This is a genomic window from Gordonia sp. LUNF6, assembly GCF_047041125.1.
GTDB classification, from domain to species: domain Bacteria; phylum Actinomycetota; class Actinomycetes; order Mycobacteriales; family Mycobacteriaceae; genus Gordonia; species Gordonia sihwensis.
This window is the reverse complement of the sequence record NZ_CP178181.1, coordinates 3,753,886-3,766,054: the sequence shown is the minus strand read 5'-3', so window position 1 is coordinate 3,766,054 and position 12,169 is coordinate 3,753,886. Positions and strand designations below refer to the sequence as shown.

Below are 12,169 nucleotides of genomic sequence, written 5' to 3'. Positions count from 1 at the left end.
AAGGGAGGACGCGGCATGTCTGCAAGCACCGAGTCCGGGGAAGTGACCGGAACACGCGACAAGACGTACAACTTGATCTGGTACGTGGAGAAGTGCCTGTCGAACGCGCTTCGGATGGACACTTTCATCGCCGACGCCGAGCGCGACGGCGACCACGAGACGGTGGAGTTGTTCACGAAGGCGCAGAGCGACAGCCTCAAGGGCGCAGAGATGGGCAAGAAGTTGCTGCGCGCGAGGCTCGTCTGAGGTCACTGGACGCGTTTCGCCAGATCGCAGTCCGGCTTCCGGAACCAGCGAGATGAACCAGCGAAATCGGCGGCGCTGCCCGAGCAGCGCCGCCGATTCATGTGCCTCTGTCTCGTTTCTACCGAGCTGCTGAGCGAGCGACCTCCTCAGCGAGCTGCGTCGGCGGCGCCGAGTTCGGTATGCGACCCCGCGTGTGCCAGTTCGCCGGAACGGTCTTCCAGATGGGCGCGCAGGAACCACTGGAACTGCTCGAGTTCGCGCGTCTGGCCGATGAGGACGTCCTCGGTGATCGGATCGATCATCCCCGCCTCGGCGATGGCGTCGCGATGGGACTTGACGACCCCGGTGTAGACGAGGTCGAGGGCCGCGAGATGCGCCTGGACGGTGTCGCGGCCGAGATCGTAATCGTCCCAGTCGCGATTCTTCGTGATACCCGCCGATGTCCCGCTCGGCGAGCCGCCCAGCGTCGCGATGCGTTCAGCGAGCACGTCGGCGAATCCGCGGACCGTGGCGGTCTGCGGGTCGAGCATCTCGTGGACTCCGATGAAGTTGGGGCCCACCACGTTCCAGTGAACATGCTTGAGCGTGAGATGCAGATCGATCAGGGAACTGAGCCGGTGCTGCAGGATCGAGATCAGTGCATCGGACTCGGTGTGCGAGAGACCGCCGATCTCCGGCTGATGGGTGTTGATGAGTGACATGGTGCCTCCTCGTCTGTCGGGTCGGCCGTCGCACGGGCGGGTGATCGCTCGGCGATCATGCCCTCCTGCGGCGGCCGCGTGGATGATGCAGGTGCTCGTACTCGTCGGCCTCCTCGGCCGTCGTCTCCGGGATGAGCGGGTCGTGCTGGGGACGGTCGAGCGCGCGATGGGACCGCAACCTCACCCGCGACCAACCGAGGCATCCGACCGCGGCCACAGCGCAGACCACCGTCGCCACGATCCACGGTGCGAGCGCGTCGTCGGCCGCCGCGGTGGTCAAGGTCACGGCGATCAGCACCAGGGCGATCAGGAGCAGCCCGTAGCCGATCAGCCCGAGCGCCTTCAGTGGACGAACGGTCGCGGCGCTCAGATGGTCTCCGGTCATGGGCGGGCCTCCTCCCGGCGTGGATTCGCTGCGTCTCATGTGAACCTCCTTGAACGAAAGGCATCAGGGCCGGCCCGTGGCCGCGACCGAGAACCGGTGCAGCAGAGCCTCGTCGAAGGCGGGCAGATCGTCCGGCGCCCGGCTGGTGATCAACGGACCCGGGCCCGAGTCGCACACCACCACCGGCCCGTCCTCCCACGTGGCGCCCGCGTTGCGCACGTCGGTTCGGAGGCTGGGCCAGGCGGTGAGCCGGCGACCCCCGATCAGACCCGTCTCGATGAGCAGCCACGGCGCGTGGCAGATCGCGGCGACGGGGCGGCCCGACTCCAGGAACCGCGCCGCGAACTCGACAGCGCCGGGAACGGTCCGCAGATAATCCGGATTCGCGACACCGCCGGGAAGCACCAGCGCATCGAAATCCGTGGAGTCGAGATTCTCGACCACCTCGTCGACCGGGTATGAGGCGGCGCGGTCCAGGTGGCGGAAAGTCTGTACCGTTCCGCCGACGGTCGACACGAGAGTCGGAGTGCCACCGGCCTCGCGCACGGCCTGCCACGGGTCGGTGAGTTCGCGCTCCTCGGCGCCCTCCGGCGCGACCAGGAACGCGACGGCCCGTCCGCTCAGGTCGGGGTCGTGATGGTGCACTGTCATGGCGAACTCCCTCCAGCTGTGCTGCGGCGGACATGCAGTGCCGGGATACCCCGTCCATGCGGCTCTCAAACGTCGAGTCGGTCGAACCTGCCGATGTCGACGCCCTGCCGCGGGCGATCGCCCTACCATCGGGACCATGAGTGATTCCCCCGAACTGAGCCCCACCGACTGGGTGCGCGATCAGACCGAGAAGATCCTGGCCGCGGGCACGACCGACGTCGCGGACATCAACGGCATGAGAGTGGTGCTGTTCACCACGCTCGGCGCCAAGTCCGGCAAGCAGCGGTATGTCCCGCTCATGCGGGTCGAGGAGAACGGCAAGTACGCGATGGTGGCGTCCAAGGGCGGCGCGCCGTCGAACCCGTCCTGGTACTACAACGTGAAGGCACACCCCGAGGTCACCGTGCAGGACGGCACGGAGGTCTTCCACCTCACTGCGCGCGAGGTCTCCGGCGAGGAGCGCGAGCACTGGTGGAAGCTGGCGGTCGAGGCATTCCCGCCGTACGGCGAGTACCAGCAGAACACCGACCGTCAGATTCCGGTTTTCGTCCTGGAGTGACCCGCCGTCACAGCACCAGTCGCAGTGCCGCGGTGGTCGCTGCCGCGACGACGATCACGACGGCCAGCGGCGCGCGCAGCAGGGCCGCCACCGCACCGGCTGCGACTCCGATCGGACGGGCGGGATCGCTCAATTCGGTGCCGGCGAACAGGGCGCCGGTGAGACCGACGGCGATCAACAGGATCATCGTCGACCGTTCCAGCAGGGTCTCCACCGCCGGTGAGACGGTGATCCGGCTGCGCAGCCGCACGCCGGCGACCCGGATCAGATAGGTCCCTCCGGCGAGGATCGCGACGCCGCAGGCGAACTCCCAGCCGGTCACGACGGCACGCTCTCCGGCTCGCGACTCCGGTCAACGCGCGGGCGGCCGGTCACCATCAGCCCGAGCGGAATTCCGAACAACGCCAGCACAATCGGCAGTCCGGCGGCCACGAAGCCCGCCGTCGCCAGCGCGATGGTCCCGCCGAACAGGGCCGCCCAACGCGTCTCCCGGTCGCGCAGTGCGGGAAGCGCCAGGGCGATGAGCAGAGCGGGGAAGGCGGCGTCCAGCCCGAGCGTCTCGGGCGAGGCGATCACCTGCCCGACCATCGCACCGGTGAGCGCGCCGAGTGGCCATGCGATGACGACCGCGGTTCCGCAGATCACGAAGGCCGACCGTGCGGCCGTCACATCGCGGTGACCGGCCGAGTAGACGGCGGTCTCGTCGTTCACCATGTGGGCTGCGGCGTATGCCGATCGGTCGTCCCGGAGGAATCGGCCGGCGGAGAGCCCGTACGAGAAATTGCGCAGGTTCACCAGCAGGCCGGCCAGTGCGCCGACCACGGGCAGCCCGCCGCCGGCCACCACCGACACGAAGACGAACTCGGACGATCCGGCGAGTACGACGCAGGCCATCAGCAGGACCTGCCACCATGCCATGCCGATCCCGTGTGCGGCGGCGCCGTACGAGACGCCGACGATCCAGAGGGAGAACGCGATGGCGATGATCTCGCGGGGCGCGCGCCGCACGAGTGTTCTCCATGATGAACGCATGTCCACTATGATGAACCTATGGAAGAGGTTCGTCAAAATGAACGTTCGTCCGCTCTGTCGAACGATGTGAGTCCGCAGAAACTCGTCGCGGCGGCACTGAAGAGAGAGCGGGCGCGGGCGGGCATCTCCTTGGCCGAACTCGCGCGCCGTGCCGGAATCGGGAAGTCGACTCTGTCACAGCTGGAGTCCGGGGAGGGAAACCCCAGCGTGGAGACGCTGTGGGCACTCAGCGTCGCACTCGGAATCCAGTTCTCGGCGTTGGTCGACGCGCCTCGTCCGACCGTCGAAGTGATCCGGCTGGGCGAGGGTGCGACGATCTCCGCCGGCGAGGCCGATCACTACAGCGCCACCCTGCTGTCAGCGGCGCGGCACGGCACGCGCCGCGACGCCTATCTGATCCGCGCCGAGCCCGGCCGTCCCCGAGTCTCCGAACCGCACGCCAGAGGAGTCGTCGAACACGTCGTGCTCTGCTCGGGCCGGGCGTCGGTGGGGCCGACGGAGGCGCCCGTGGAACTGTCGCCCGGCGACTACGTGAACTATCCCGGCGACATCGAGCACATCTTCGACGCTCTCGAGGAGGGGACGATCGCGGTTCTGCTCAGCGAGTCCTGAGAGCGCTCACAGGTCGCCCGGCAGCTTGTCACGGCGGATTCCGCGCCAACTCGGATGGCGCAGGTGCCCCGTCGACGTCCAGTCCATGAACTGCACGTCCGCCACGATCTTCGGCAGCACCCACGTCGCGCTGCCCGCGACGGGCTTGTCGATGTCGTCGATGAACGGGCACATGCTGATCCGCAGGGGCCGGAGTTCTTCGAGCAGTGCGTCGAGTTCGGCGTCGCTGAAACCGGTGCCCACCCGGCCGAGGTAGCGCAGGCCGCGCTCGGCGGGCAGGCCGACCAGCAGTGATCCGATCTTCGACTCGGAGCCGCGACCGGGCCGGTAGCCGCCGATCACCACTTCGATGTCGTTCCAGTTCTTCTGTTTGCGCCAGTCGGGGCTGCGGCGTCCGCTCGCGTAGGTCGAAGCCCGCCGTTTCGCGATGACCCCTTCCCACCCCCGGTCCCGTGCGGTGCGGATCGCGGTGTCCGCCGGCCCGGGAAGCAGCGGCGGCACGTCGATCAGCGGTTCGCCGTCGAAGTAGTCGAGGGACTCCAGGATCTCGCGCCGCACCTCCCACGGCTGCTCCCACACTCGGACGCCGTCCAGATACAGGACGTCGAAGAGGTGCACCCGGAGCTCGTGCGGCTCGGCTCTGCGCCTCCGCGATGCGAGCAGCGAGAAGTCGGTGAGCCCGGCGTCGTTGATCGCGACGATCTCACCGTCGAGCACGGCGTCGACCGGTCGGCCGCCGGAGACCAGGAGGTCACCGAACACGGACAGTTCCGGGAAGTCGCCGGTGAGGTCGTTGCCCGACCTCGAGATCAACCGGACCCGGCCGCCCACCACCCTGATCAGTGCCCGGAAACCGTCCCACTTGCCCTCGTACGCCCAGTCGTCGGTCAGGGACTCGATCGGGTCGTCGGTGGCGAGCATCGGGCGGAGTCCGACGAGACCGGGCAGCGGATCGTCGACCTCGCTGTCGCGGGCGGGCGCACTCTCTCGCGGAGGCGGCGCGACGCTCTCCCTCCGAGAGCGTGAGGACCGTTTCTTCCGATACTCGCCGAGGTCGACGACCGCGTCGCCGGGAACGGTGGTCGTCTGGACCGGCTGGCTCGCCTCCGACAGTCCGGCGAGCAGATCGCCGTCGTTCTCGTAGCGGTCGAGGACCTCGGTGCAGAGCAGATGGGCGAGTCCGGACTCGGACAGTTCGTCCCACGACCGCGGCGCCGCGACCCACGGCCGTTCGCGTCCACGCAGCGAGTACGGCGCGAGCGTCGTCTTGGCGGCGGTGTTCTGGCTCCAGTCGATGAAGACCCGGCGCTCGCGCTCGGCTTTCGCCATGGTCGCGGTGACGGTGCGGGGGTGCGCCTGCGCCAGGGCGGTCGCGATCTGGCGGGCCACGGTGCGCGCCGATTCGGACCGCACGGGCGATGCGAGGCGCCCGTAGACGTGAATCCCCTTGGAACCACTGGTGACCGGGAACGACTCGAGACCGGCGTCGGTCAGCATGGCGCGGATGTCGAGCGCCACGGCGGCGCAGTCGTCCAGTGTCACGCCGGGCCCGGGATCGAGGTCGAGCACGATGCGGTCGGTGCGGCGCTCCTCGTCGTCGGACAGGTCGATGCGCCACTGCGGCACGTGGAGCTCCAGCGCGGCCACCTGGGCCAGCCACACCAGATCGGCAGCCGACCGGACCACCGGGTACACCGTCCGGCGCTCGGAGTGCTCGATCGTGAAGCGGGCCACCCAGTCGGGTGCGCCTGCGGGGAGGGTCTTCTCGAAGAACGGCGCCGACTCGACTCCGCCCGGCCAGCGTTTGCGGGTCACCGGGCGCGAGGCCATGTGCGGCACCATCGCGTCAGCGATCCGGATGTAGTAGTCGACGACGTCGAACTTGCGAGTCCCGGTCTCCGGATACAACACCTTCTCGAGGTTGGTCAGCACAATCCTGCGCCCGTCCACGTCGAGATGCGATCGCGTCATAGGAGACCATTGTCCACGCGCACACCTGCCTCTAGGCTCTCTTTCCTGGCACAATGACGGACATGCGCTCGATCTGGAGAGGTGATCTGAGCTTTGGTCTGGTGAACGTGCCGGTCAAGGTGTACTCCGCCACGGAGAGCCACGACCGCAGTTCGCATCAGGTCGATTCCGCCGACGGAGCCCGGATCCGGTATCGGCGGGTGCGGGAGGGCACCGATACCGAGGTCGAGTTCTCCAAGATCGCCAACGCCTACGAGTCCGAGAGCGGCGAGCAGGTGGTGCTGACCAAGGAGGACCTCGCGACCCTGCCGGTCAACAAGAGCCCGGAGATCTCGATCCTCGAGTTCGTGCCGATCGACCAGGTGGACCCGATCTACTTCGACAAGCCGTACTACCTGGAGCCGGCGTCCAAGTCGCCGAAGGCGTATGTGCTGCTCGCGAAGGCGCTGGAGACCACCGAGCGTCTCGCCATTGCGAATTTCACGCTCCGGAACCGGACACGGCTGGCAGCGCTGCGGGTCATCGACGGCGTGATGACTCTGCAGACGCTGCTGTGGCCGGACGAGGTCCGGGTACCGGACTTCGACTTCCTGAACGCCGACGTCGAGATCCGCGATCAGGAACTGGACATGGCGTCCTCGCTCATCGAGACGATGGCCTCGGACTTCGACCCCAGCCAGTTCGAGGACACCTATCAGGTGGAGCTCGGAAAGCTCATCGAGGCGCGAGCCGACGGTGGCCAGGCATTCTCGGAGACCGAAGAGGAAGCGCCCGACGACGACTCGGAGGTCGCGGACCTTCTCGCGGCGCTGCGGGCGTCGGTCAAGAGCCGCGGCCGGGAGGTCGAGGACGAGAAACCGCCCGCGAAGAAGGCGGCGAAGAAGGCTCCGGCCAAGAAGGCCGCCAAGAAGAAGTCGGCCTGAAAACTTTGGCTCCCGGAACGGTCTCTCAGGCCGTTCCGGGAGCCGAAATCTCTGCGGGACACCGATCTGTACAGTGATGCACATCATAGATGTCGCTCGGGTGATGGAGGATGGCGGAAATGGCTGATGCGCAGCGTGGGGGGTCGACTGACCAGCCGCTCGACGTGCTGATCGTCGGAGCGGGACTGTCCGGAATCGATGCCGCCTACCGGCTCCGGGATCGGAATCCGGGGCTGGACTACCGGATCGTGGAGCGTCGGTCGCGGATCGGCGGCACGTGGGATCTGTTCCGGTACCCGGGCGTGCGTTCGGACTCCGACATCTTCACCCTCAGCTTTCCCTGGAACCCGTGGCGAGGCTCGCGGACGATCGCCGAAGGCGACCAGATCCGCGACTACCTCGAGCAGACCGCCCGCGACTTCGGCATCTACGACCACATCACCTTCGACGTCGACGTGACCGGCGCCGACTTCGACACCTCGACCGATCTGTGGACCGTGGACGCGCTGATCGGCGGGGTGCCGCAGACGATCGTCACCCGCTTCCTCTACATGTGCACCGGTTACTACAAGTACGACGCCCCGTATCGGCCCGACTTCCCCGCCGAGGAGACGTTCACCGGGACCTTCGTGCATCCGCAGTTCTGGCCCGAGGATCTGGACTACGCGGGCAAGAAGGTGGTCGTCATCGGTTCCGGAGCCACCGCGGTCACGCTCATTCCGGCGATGGCGCCGACCGCAGGCAGCGTGACCATGCTGCAACGCTCGCCGACCTACATGTTCCCGTACCCGTGGGAGGACGGGATGACGAAGCTGCTGCAGCGGGTGCTGACGCCGCAGCTCGCGCACGATGTGATCCGGTGGCGGAACGCCTTCATCACCCTCGGCCTGTACCTGTTCTGCCGGAGCTTCCCCAAGCTCTCGCGGCGGCTCATGCGGCGGATCGCGAAGTCGATGCTGCCCAAGGGATTCGACGTCGACACTCATTTCCGGCCCAAGTACGAGCCGTGGGACCAGCGACTGTGTGTGATCCCCGACGGCGATCTGTACCGCGCCGTCAAGGCCGGCGACGCCGACGTCGTCACCGACACCATCAAGCAGATCACTCCCACCGGCATCGACCTCGACTCGGGCCGTCATCTGGAGGCCGACATCATCGTCACCGCGACCGGCCTGGACCTGGTGACCTTCGGCGGCGCCTCACTGTCGGTGGACGGCGAGCACTTCGAGGCGGGCGACAAGTACGCCTACCGCGGATACATGCTGAACGACGTTCCCAACCTCGCGTGGTCGGTCGGGTACACCAACGCCTCGTGGACGCTGCGGGTGGACCTCACCAGTCAGGCGGTCGCCGAACTGCTGGCGTACATGCGCCGGCACGGGTACACCCGCGCGGTGCCGTCCCTGCACGGCGCGAAGCCTCAGACGCACCCGTTGCTCGAACTCGACTCGGGCTATGTGCGGCGCGCCGGGGCCCGACTGCCGAAGGCGGGCGACCGTGCACCCTGGCAGGTGCGCCACAACCTGGTTCTGGACGCGATCGACGCGCGCAAGTACGACGTGACCGAGGAGATGACCTTCGCCTGAACGACGGTCGACGGGTTCCGTAGCAGGAGTTTGAGACGTACAGTGCAGTCATGTCTCAGCTGACGCGCGACGAAGCCGTCGCCGATTTCTTCCGTCGTGCCGAATCTCAGGAGGTGAGCGACCCGGCCGACCTCGACCGGATCTGGGCCGCTCTTCCGGTGGTGCAGGTGGACGAGCTGATCGGCTCGTGGCGGGGTGGGGAACTGCCCTCGGGGCACCCGATGGACGGCCGGTTGGCCGCGGTGAGGTGGCACGGGAAGACCTTCCACTCGTGGCACGACGTGAAGCCGATGGTGTGCGTGGCCGACGACGGCTCGCTGTACTCCGACACCGAGATCGGCAAGGGCGAGGCGAGCGCGTGGATGGTCGGTTTCCGAGGCGAGTCGACGGCCTCGATGGTCTACGACGGTCAGCCGGTCATCGACCATTTCAAGCGCGTCGACGAGCGGACGCTGATGGGGATCATGAACGGGAAGACGTCGCTGGTCCGCGACCGGCACTTCTACTTCTTCCTCGTCCGGGGGTGACGCCGCACAGCCGCCGATCCGGCCTGCCCGGTGTGCGGGAGCCGTCTGTGGGGAACAATGGCCGCATGGTTTCGATCGGCTTCGGCAGGGCTCGGCAGAACGACATCTACACCGCGGGGGTACACGGGCGGAAACCCACGGTCCCAGCGGATTTCGCGGAACTGGAGCGTCGCGCCAAGGCCGTGATGAGCCGGCGCGGCTGGGCGTACATCGCCGGAGGTGCGGGCGAGGGCCGAACGATGGAGGCCAACCGGGACGCGCTCGACCGCTGGGCGATCGTGCCGCGCATGCTGCGCGACACCTCGCAGCGCAACCTCGAGATCGAACTCTTCGGGCAGAAGCTCAGCGCACCGGTCCTGTTCTCCCCGGTCGGCGCGGGCGCCCTCGCCCACCCGAACGCCGACGTGCACATCGGCGAGGCCGCCGCTGAACTCGGTGTCCCGTACATCTTCTCCAATCAGGGCTGCGCGCCGATGGAAGACGTCGCGGCAGCGATGGAATCGGTGCGACCCGGCGCGCCGCGGTGGTTTCAGCTGTACTGGTCGACCGACGACCGCCTGGTCACCAGCCTGATCGACCGCGCCGAGCGGATGGGCGCCGCGGCTCTGGTCGTCACCCTCGACACCACGATGCTCGGATGGCGGCCCCAGGACCTCAACCTCGGTTCGCTGCCCTTCGCCCGCGCCGAGGGCATCAGCCAGTACACCTCGGATCCGTCGTTCTGGGAGATCGTCGCCGAGCGGATCAAGGCTGCCACCGCGGAGAAGCCGGAGATCTCGGTGGGCGCGATCAAGACCCTGTTCTCGATCGCCCGCAACGTACCCGGCGACCTCCGCACCAACCTGACCGCACCCGAACCGCGCGCGGCGGTGCAGACCTTCCTCGACATCTACTCCCGCCCGTCACTGAACTGGGACGACATCGCGACCCTGCGCGACCGCACCTCGCTGCCGATCGTCCTCAAGGGGATCCTTCATCCGGACGACGCTCGCCAGGCGGTCGACTCCGGAATCGACGGCCTCATCGTCTCCAATCACGGCGGTCGGCAGGTCGACGGCTCCATCTCCTCGACCGACGCGCTGGTGGACGTGGTCGACGCCGTCGACGGCCGCGCGAAGGTCCTCGTCGACTCCGGCTTCTACACCGGGTCGGACGTGTTCAAGGGGCTGGCGCTGGGAGCGGACGCGGTGTGCATCGGGCGGCCGCACATGTACGGACTCGCACTCGACGGCACGGCCGGAGCCCGCGACGCGGTGGCGAACATCATCGGCGAACTCGATCTGACGCTGGGACTGTCGGGCCACCGGGACGTCGCCGACCTGGACCGCAGCGCTCTCAAGCACCTCGGCTGACGCGGACCGGCCGGCGGGTCAGACCAGCGGCCGGCCGGTCCGCATCCGCCACCGGACGTCGGCGAGCAGCAGGTTGAACGGGAAGGCGGTCAGCGGGCGGGGCAGGATCCGGAGGACGCGCCGGGCGATCGCGTTGTGGGTGTTGAAGAGCAGTTCCTGCCGTCGCGACATCCGCACGCCCATCTTCTTGCGGAACTCGGGCGGCAGGAAGCCGAGGGTCATGGCCTCCGACCACCAGCCCGCCATCAGCGAAACCGGACGCGGAAGAAACTCCATCCGCACAATCTTCAACAGGTAGTCGCGGATGGTGTCGTCGATCTCGATGCCCTCGACCGTCTCGTTCCAGTAGGCCTCGAAGTCGGCTCGGGTGGCGGGCCACATCTCCGGCGGCATCTGCAGGGTGGTTCCCATCACCGCGCCCTGGCGGTAGGCGTCCTCGGTGATCTTCGACGGATCGCCGAAGAATCGCTGGGTGTCCTCCCACCCGCGATACAGACATGCCGCCACCCACAGCTGCAATTCGGGATCGAAGGCGTTGTACTTCACCGGGCTGTCGTCGGTGGAGCGCACCTGGACGTGCGCCTTGTTCACCGCCTGCCGGTACCGACGGCGGTCGTCCGCGGTGCCCATCGCCGCGACGGCGAGGTAGGTGAGTGTGGTCCGGGTTCGCTTCACCGGGACCTTGAAGAGGTTGCCCGACTCCACCTTGCTCTCGTAGACGCCGTATCCGACCGCGGGGACGGCCAACTGCATGATGACGTTCGCCGGGCCCGCGAGCAGAGCCAGGCCGAGCATGTCGAGGTCGTCGACGGTCTGCGCATCGAGTTCACTCCGCTTCGAATGACGTTCCGCGACTGAAGGATCGAGTGCTTCCGCGGTCATGTTCGCCTCCCGGGCGGATAAACTGATAACGACTGTTTCCCCTTTGATTCAACGCCCGCGTGGCCGAGGTGTCAAGATGTGTGTCGTGACTGAATCCGACGACGCTCCGGGAGGGCTGCGCGATTACGGCGGCGAATCCGGCGACGCCCGGGTGGCCCGCCGTCGTGCCGCCCTCATCGACGCCGCACTCGACATGCTCGCCGAGTCCGAGCCGGGCGCCGTCACCGTCCGCGGCATCTGTGCCCGCGCGTCGCTCACGCCGCGCTACTTCTACGAGAGCTTCGAGAACGCGGACGCGCTGGTCGGCGCCGCGTTCGACATGATCATCGAGCAGATCGCCGACCGCGCCCTGGCCGGTTTCAATGCCGGCTCGAGTGCGCGGGGGAAGGTCGTCGGTGCCGTCGAGGCGATCGTCGACGTCATCGAGGGCGACCCGCGGAAGGGGAGGGTGATCTTCTCCGACACCCTGCGCAGTCCGGTGCTGGTGCGCAAACGCCTCGAGATGCTGAAGATCTTCACCGAACTCACCTTCCAGAGTGCGCCCGCGGTCGCGAACGTCAGCGGAGGTCAGCAGACTCTCGCCGCGGCGCATTTCCAGGTGGGCGGCCTCGGCCGGCTGCTCGCGTCGTGGACGGAGGGGCTGATCGATCTCGACCGCCCGGCGCTCGTCGACATCTGCGTCCGGATGCTGCTTCCCGAGAGTCGCGCCGCGGATGCGTCTGGGGCCCGGCTAAGTTGAGTG

The 12,169-nt window shown here is 67.7% G+C and carries 15 protein-coding genes; 8 read left to right on the top strand and 7 right to left on the bottom strand.

What is annotated here, in order from left to right:
* Nucleotides 1-15 precede the first annotated feature (15 nt).
* Nucleotides 16-246, top strand: coding sequence for a hypothetical protein (locus ACK8HH_RS17705; RefSeq protein ID WP_006896860.1), 231 nt, complete (start codon nt 16-18; stop codon nt 244-246).
* A 146-nt stretch (nt 247-392) separates the two neighbouring features.
* Here ACK8HH_RS17705 and dps read toward each other — a convergent pair whose 3' ends face one another.
* The 3 genes from dps to ACK8HH_RS17690 all read right to left on the bottom strand — a co-directional run bounded on the left by dps (nt 393) and on the right by ACK8HH_RS17690 (nt 1,983).
* On the bottom strand, nt 393-947 hold the full coding sequence (gene dps, locus ACK8HH_RS17700) for a DNA starvation/stationary phase protection protein Dps (protein WP_006896859.1): 555 nt from the start codon (nt 945-947) through the stop codon (nt 393-395).
* A 55-nt stretch (nt 948-1,002) separates the two neighbouring features.
* Complete coding sequence (locus ACK8HH_RS17695; RefSeq protein ID WP_006896858.1) at nt 1,003-1,332, bottom strand: hypothetical protein; 330 nt, start codon at nt 1,330-1,332, stop codon at nt 1,003-1,005.
* A gap of 63 nt (nt 1,333-1,395) precedes the next feature.
* A complete protein-coding gene (locus ACK8HH_RS17690) occupies nt 1,396-1,983 on the bottom strand; it encodes a type 1 glutamine amidotransferase domain-containing protein (protein WP_006896857.1) in 588 nt (195 codons plus the stop codon).
* Between the two features lie 136 nt (nt 1,984-2,119).
* Here ACK8HH_RS17690 and ACK8HH_RS17685 point away from each other — a divergent pair, with 136 nt between their 5' ends.
* Complete coding sequence (locus ACK8HH_RS17685) at nt 2,120-2,542, top strand: nitroreductase family deazaflavin-dependent oxidoreductase (protein ID WP_006896856.1); 423 nt, start codon at nt 2,120-2,122, stop codon at nt 2,540-2,542.
* A 7-nt stretch (nt 2,543-2,549) separates the two neighbouring features.
* Here the strand turns inward: ACK8HH_RS17685 and ACK8HH_RS17680 are convergent, their stop codons facing one another.
* Together ACK8HH_RS17680 and ACK8HH_RS17675 are read right to left on the bottom strand one after the other, a co-directional pair.
* The gene (locus ACK8HH_RS17680) at nt 2,550-2,864 is read right to left on the bottom strand and encodes an AzlD domain-containing protein (protein WP_006896855.1); all 315 of its coding nucleotides are present in this window, start codon (nt 2,862-2,864) and stop codon (nt 2,550-2,552) included.
* Entirely contained in the window at nt 2,861-3,574 is a 714-nt protein-coding gene (locus ACK8HH_RS17675) for an AzlC family ABC transporter permease (protein WP_039867626.1), read from the bottom strand. Before ACK8HH_RS17675 ends, ACK8HH_RS17680 begins: the two co-directional genes overlap by 4 nt.
* Before the next feature lie 18 nt (nt 3,575-3,592).
* On the opposite strand from ACK8HH_RS17675, the gene ACK8HH_RS17670 reads away from it, so the two are divergent.
* On the top strand, nt 3,593-4,186 hold the full coding sequence (locus ACK8HH_RS17670) for a helix-turn-helix domain-containing protein (RefSeq protein WP_006896853.1): 594 nt from the start codon (nt 3,593-3,595) through the stop codon (nt 4,184-4,186).
* 6 nt (nt 4,187-4,192) lie between these two features.
* Here the strand turns inward: ACK8HH_RS17670 and ligD are convergent, their stop codons facing one another.
* Nucleotides 4,193-6,157 carry a non-homologous end-joining DNA ligase gene (gene ligD, locus ACK8HH_RS17665; protein ID WP_412475426.1) on the bottom strand — a complete coding sequence of 655 codons (1,965 nt, stop codon included), beginning with the start codon at nt 6,155-6,157 and terminating at the stop codon, nt 4,193-4,195.
* Between the two features lie 62 nt (nt 6,158-6,219).
* Between ligD and ACK8HH_RS17660 the strand changes: the two genes are divergently transcribed.
* The 4 genes from ACK8HH_RS17660 to ACK8HH_RS17645 all read left to right on the top strand — a co-directional run bounded on the left by ACK8HH_RS17660 (nt 6,220) and on the right by ACK8HH_RS17645 (nt 10,545).
* Nucleotides 6,220-7,080, top strand: a complete 861-nt coding sequence (locus tag ACK8HH_RS17660; protein ID WP_006896851.1) for a Ku protein — start codon at nt 6,220-6,222, stop codon at nt 7,078-7,080.
* A gap of 119 nt (nt 7,081-7,199) precedes the next feature.
* On the top strand, nt 7,200-8,666 hold the full coding sequence (locus tag ACK8HH_RS17655) for a flavin-containing monooxygenase (protein WP_412475425.1): 1,467 nt from the start codon (nt 7,200-7,202) through the stop codon (nt 8,664-8,666).
* 50 nt (nt 8,667-8,716) lie between these two features.
* Entirely contained in the window at nt 8,717-9,193 is a 477-nt protein-coding gene (locus ACK8HH_RS17650; protein ID WP_006896849.1) for a DUF4334 domain-containing protein, read from the top strand.
* Nucleotides 9,194-9,258: 65 nt separating this feature from the next.
* Nucleotides 9,259-10,545 (top strand): alpha-hydroxy-acid oxidizing protein, encoded by a 1,287-nt coding sequence (locus ACK8HH_RS17645; RefSeq protein ID WP_045538083.1) that lies wholly within the window; start codon nt 9,259-9,261, stop codon nt 10,543-10,545.
* An 18-nt stretch (nt 10,546-10,563) separates the two neighbouring features.
* Here the strand turns inward: ACK8HH_RS17645 and ACK8HH_RS17640 are convergent, their stop codons facing one another.
* Nucleotides 10,564-11,427, bottom strand: coding sequence for an oxygenase MpaB family protein (locus tag ACK8HH_RS17640; RefSeq protein ID WP_006896847.1), 864 nt, complete (start codon nt 11,425-11,427; stop codon nt 10,564-10,566).
* 76 nt (nt 11,428-11,503) lie between these two features.
* On the opposite strand from ACK8HH_RS17640, the gene ACK8HH_RS17635 reads away from it, so the two are divergent.
* Nucleotides 11,504-12,166: a TetR/AcrR family transcriptional regulator gene (locus ACK8HH_RS17635; RefSeq protein WP_045538079.1), complete on the top strand. Its 663-nt coding sequence runs from the start codon at nt 11,504-11,506 to the stop codon at nt 12,164-12,166.
* The last annotated feature ends 3 nt before the right edge of the window (nt 12,167-12,169 follow it).

What these genes read in the sequence shown, in the direction of transcription:
- ACK8HH_RS17635 (WP_045538079.1), top strand. Translation starts at nt 11,504, where the DNA reads ATGTGTGTCGTGACTGAATCCGACGACGCTCCGGGAGGGCTGCGCGAT.
- dps (WP_006896859.1), bottom strand. Translation starts at nt 947, where the DNA reads ATGTCACTCATCAACACCCATCAGCCGGAGATCGGCGGTCTCTCGCAC.
- ACK8HH_RS17670 (WP_006896853.1), top strand. Translation starts at nt 3,593, where the DNA reads ATGGAAGAGGTTCGTCAAAATGAACGTTCGTCCGCTCTGTCGAACGAT.
- ACK8HH_RS17685 (WP_006896856.1), top strand. Translation starts at nt 2,120, where the DNA reads ATGAGTGATTCCCCCGAACTGAGCCCCACCGACTGGGTGCGCGATCAG.
- ACK8HH_RS17660 (WP_006896851.1), top strand. Translation starts at nt 6,220, where the DNA reads ATGCGCTCGATCTGGAGAGGTGATCTGAGCTTTGGTCTGGTGAACGTG.
- ACK8HH_RS17675 (WP_039867626.1), bottom strand. Translation starts at nt 3,574, where the DNA reads ATGCGTTCATCATGGAGAACACTCGTGCGGCGCGCGCCCCGCGAGATC.
- ACK8HH_RS17705 (WP_006896860.1), top strand. Translation starts at nt 16, where the DNA reads ATGTCTGCAAGCACCGAGTCCGGGGAAGTGACCGGAACACGCGACAAG.
- ACK8HH_RS17690 (WP_006896857.1), bottom strand. Translation starts at nt 1,983, where the DNA reads ATGACAGTGCACCATCACGACCCCGACCTGAGCGGACGGGCCGTCGCG.
- ACK8HH_RS17640 (WP_006896847.1), bottom strand. Translation starts at nt 11,427, where the DNA reads ATGACCGCGGAAGCACTCGATCCTTCAGTCGCGGAACGTCATTCGAAG.
- ligD (WP_412475426.1), bottom strand. Translation starts at nt 6,157, where the DNA reads ATGACGCGATCGCATCTCGACGTGGACGGGCGCAGGATTGTGCTGACC.
- ACK8HH_RS17695 (WP_006896858.1), bottom strand. Translation starts at nt 1,332, where the DNA reads ATGACCGGAGACCATCTGAGCGCCGCGACCGTTCGTCCACTGAAGGCG.
- ACK8HH_RS17650 (WP_006896849.1), top strand. Translation starts at nt 8,717, where the DNA reads ATGTCTCAGCTGACGCGCGACGAAGCCGTCGCCGATTTCTTCCGTCGT.
- ACK8HH_RS17655 (WP_412475425.1), top strand. Translation starts at nt 7,200, where the DNA reads ATGGCTGATGCGCAGCGTGGGGGGTCGACTGACCAGCCGCTCGACGTG.
- ACK8HH_RS17645 (WP_045538083.1), top strand. Translation starts at nt 9,259, where the DNA reads ATGGTTTCGATCGGCTTCGGCAGGGCTCGGCAGAACGACATCTACACC.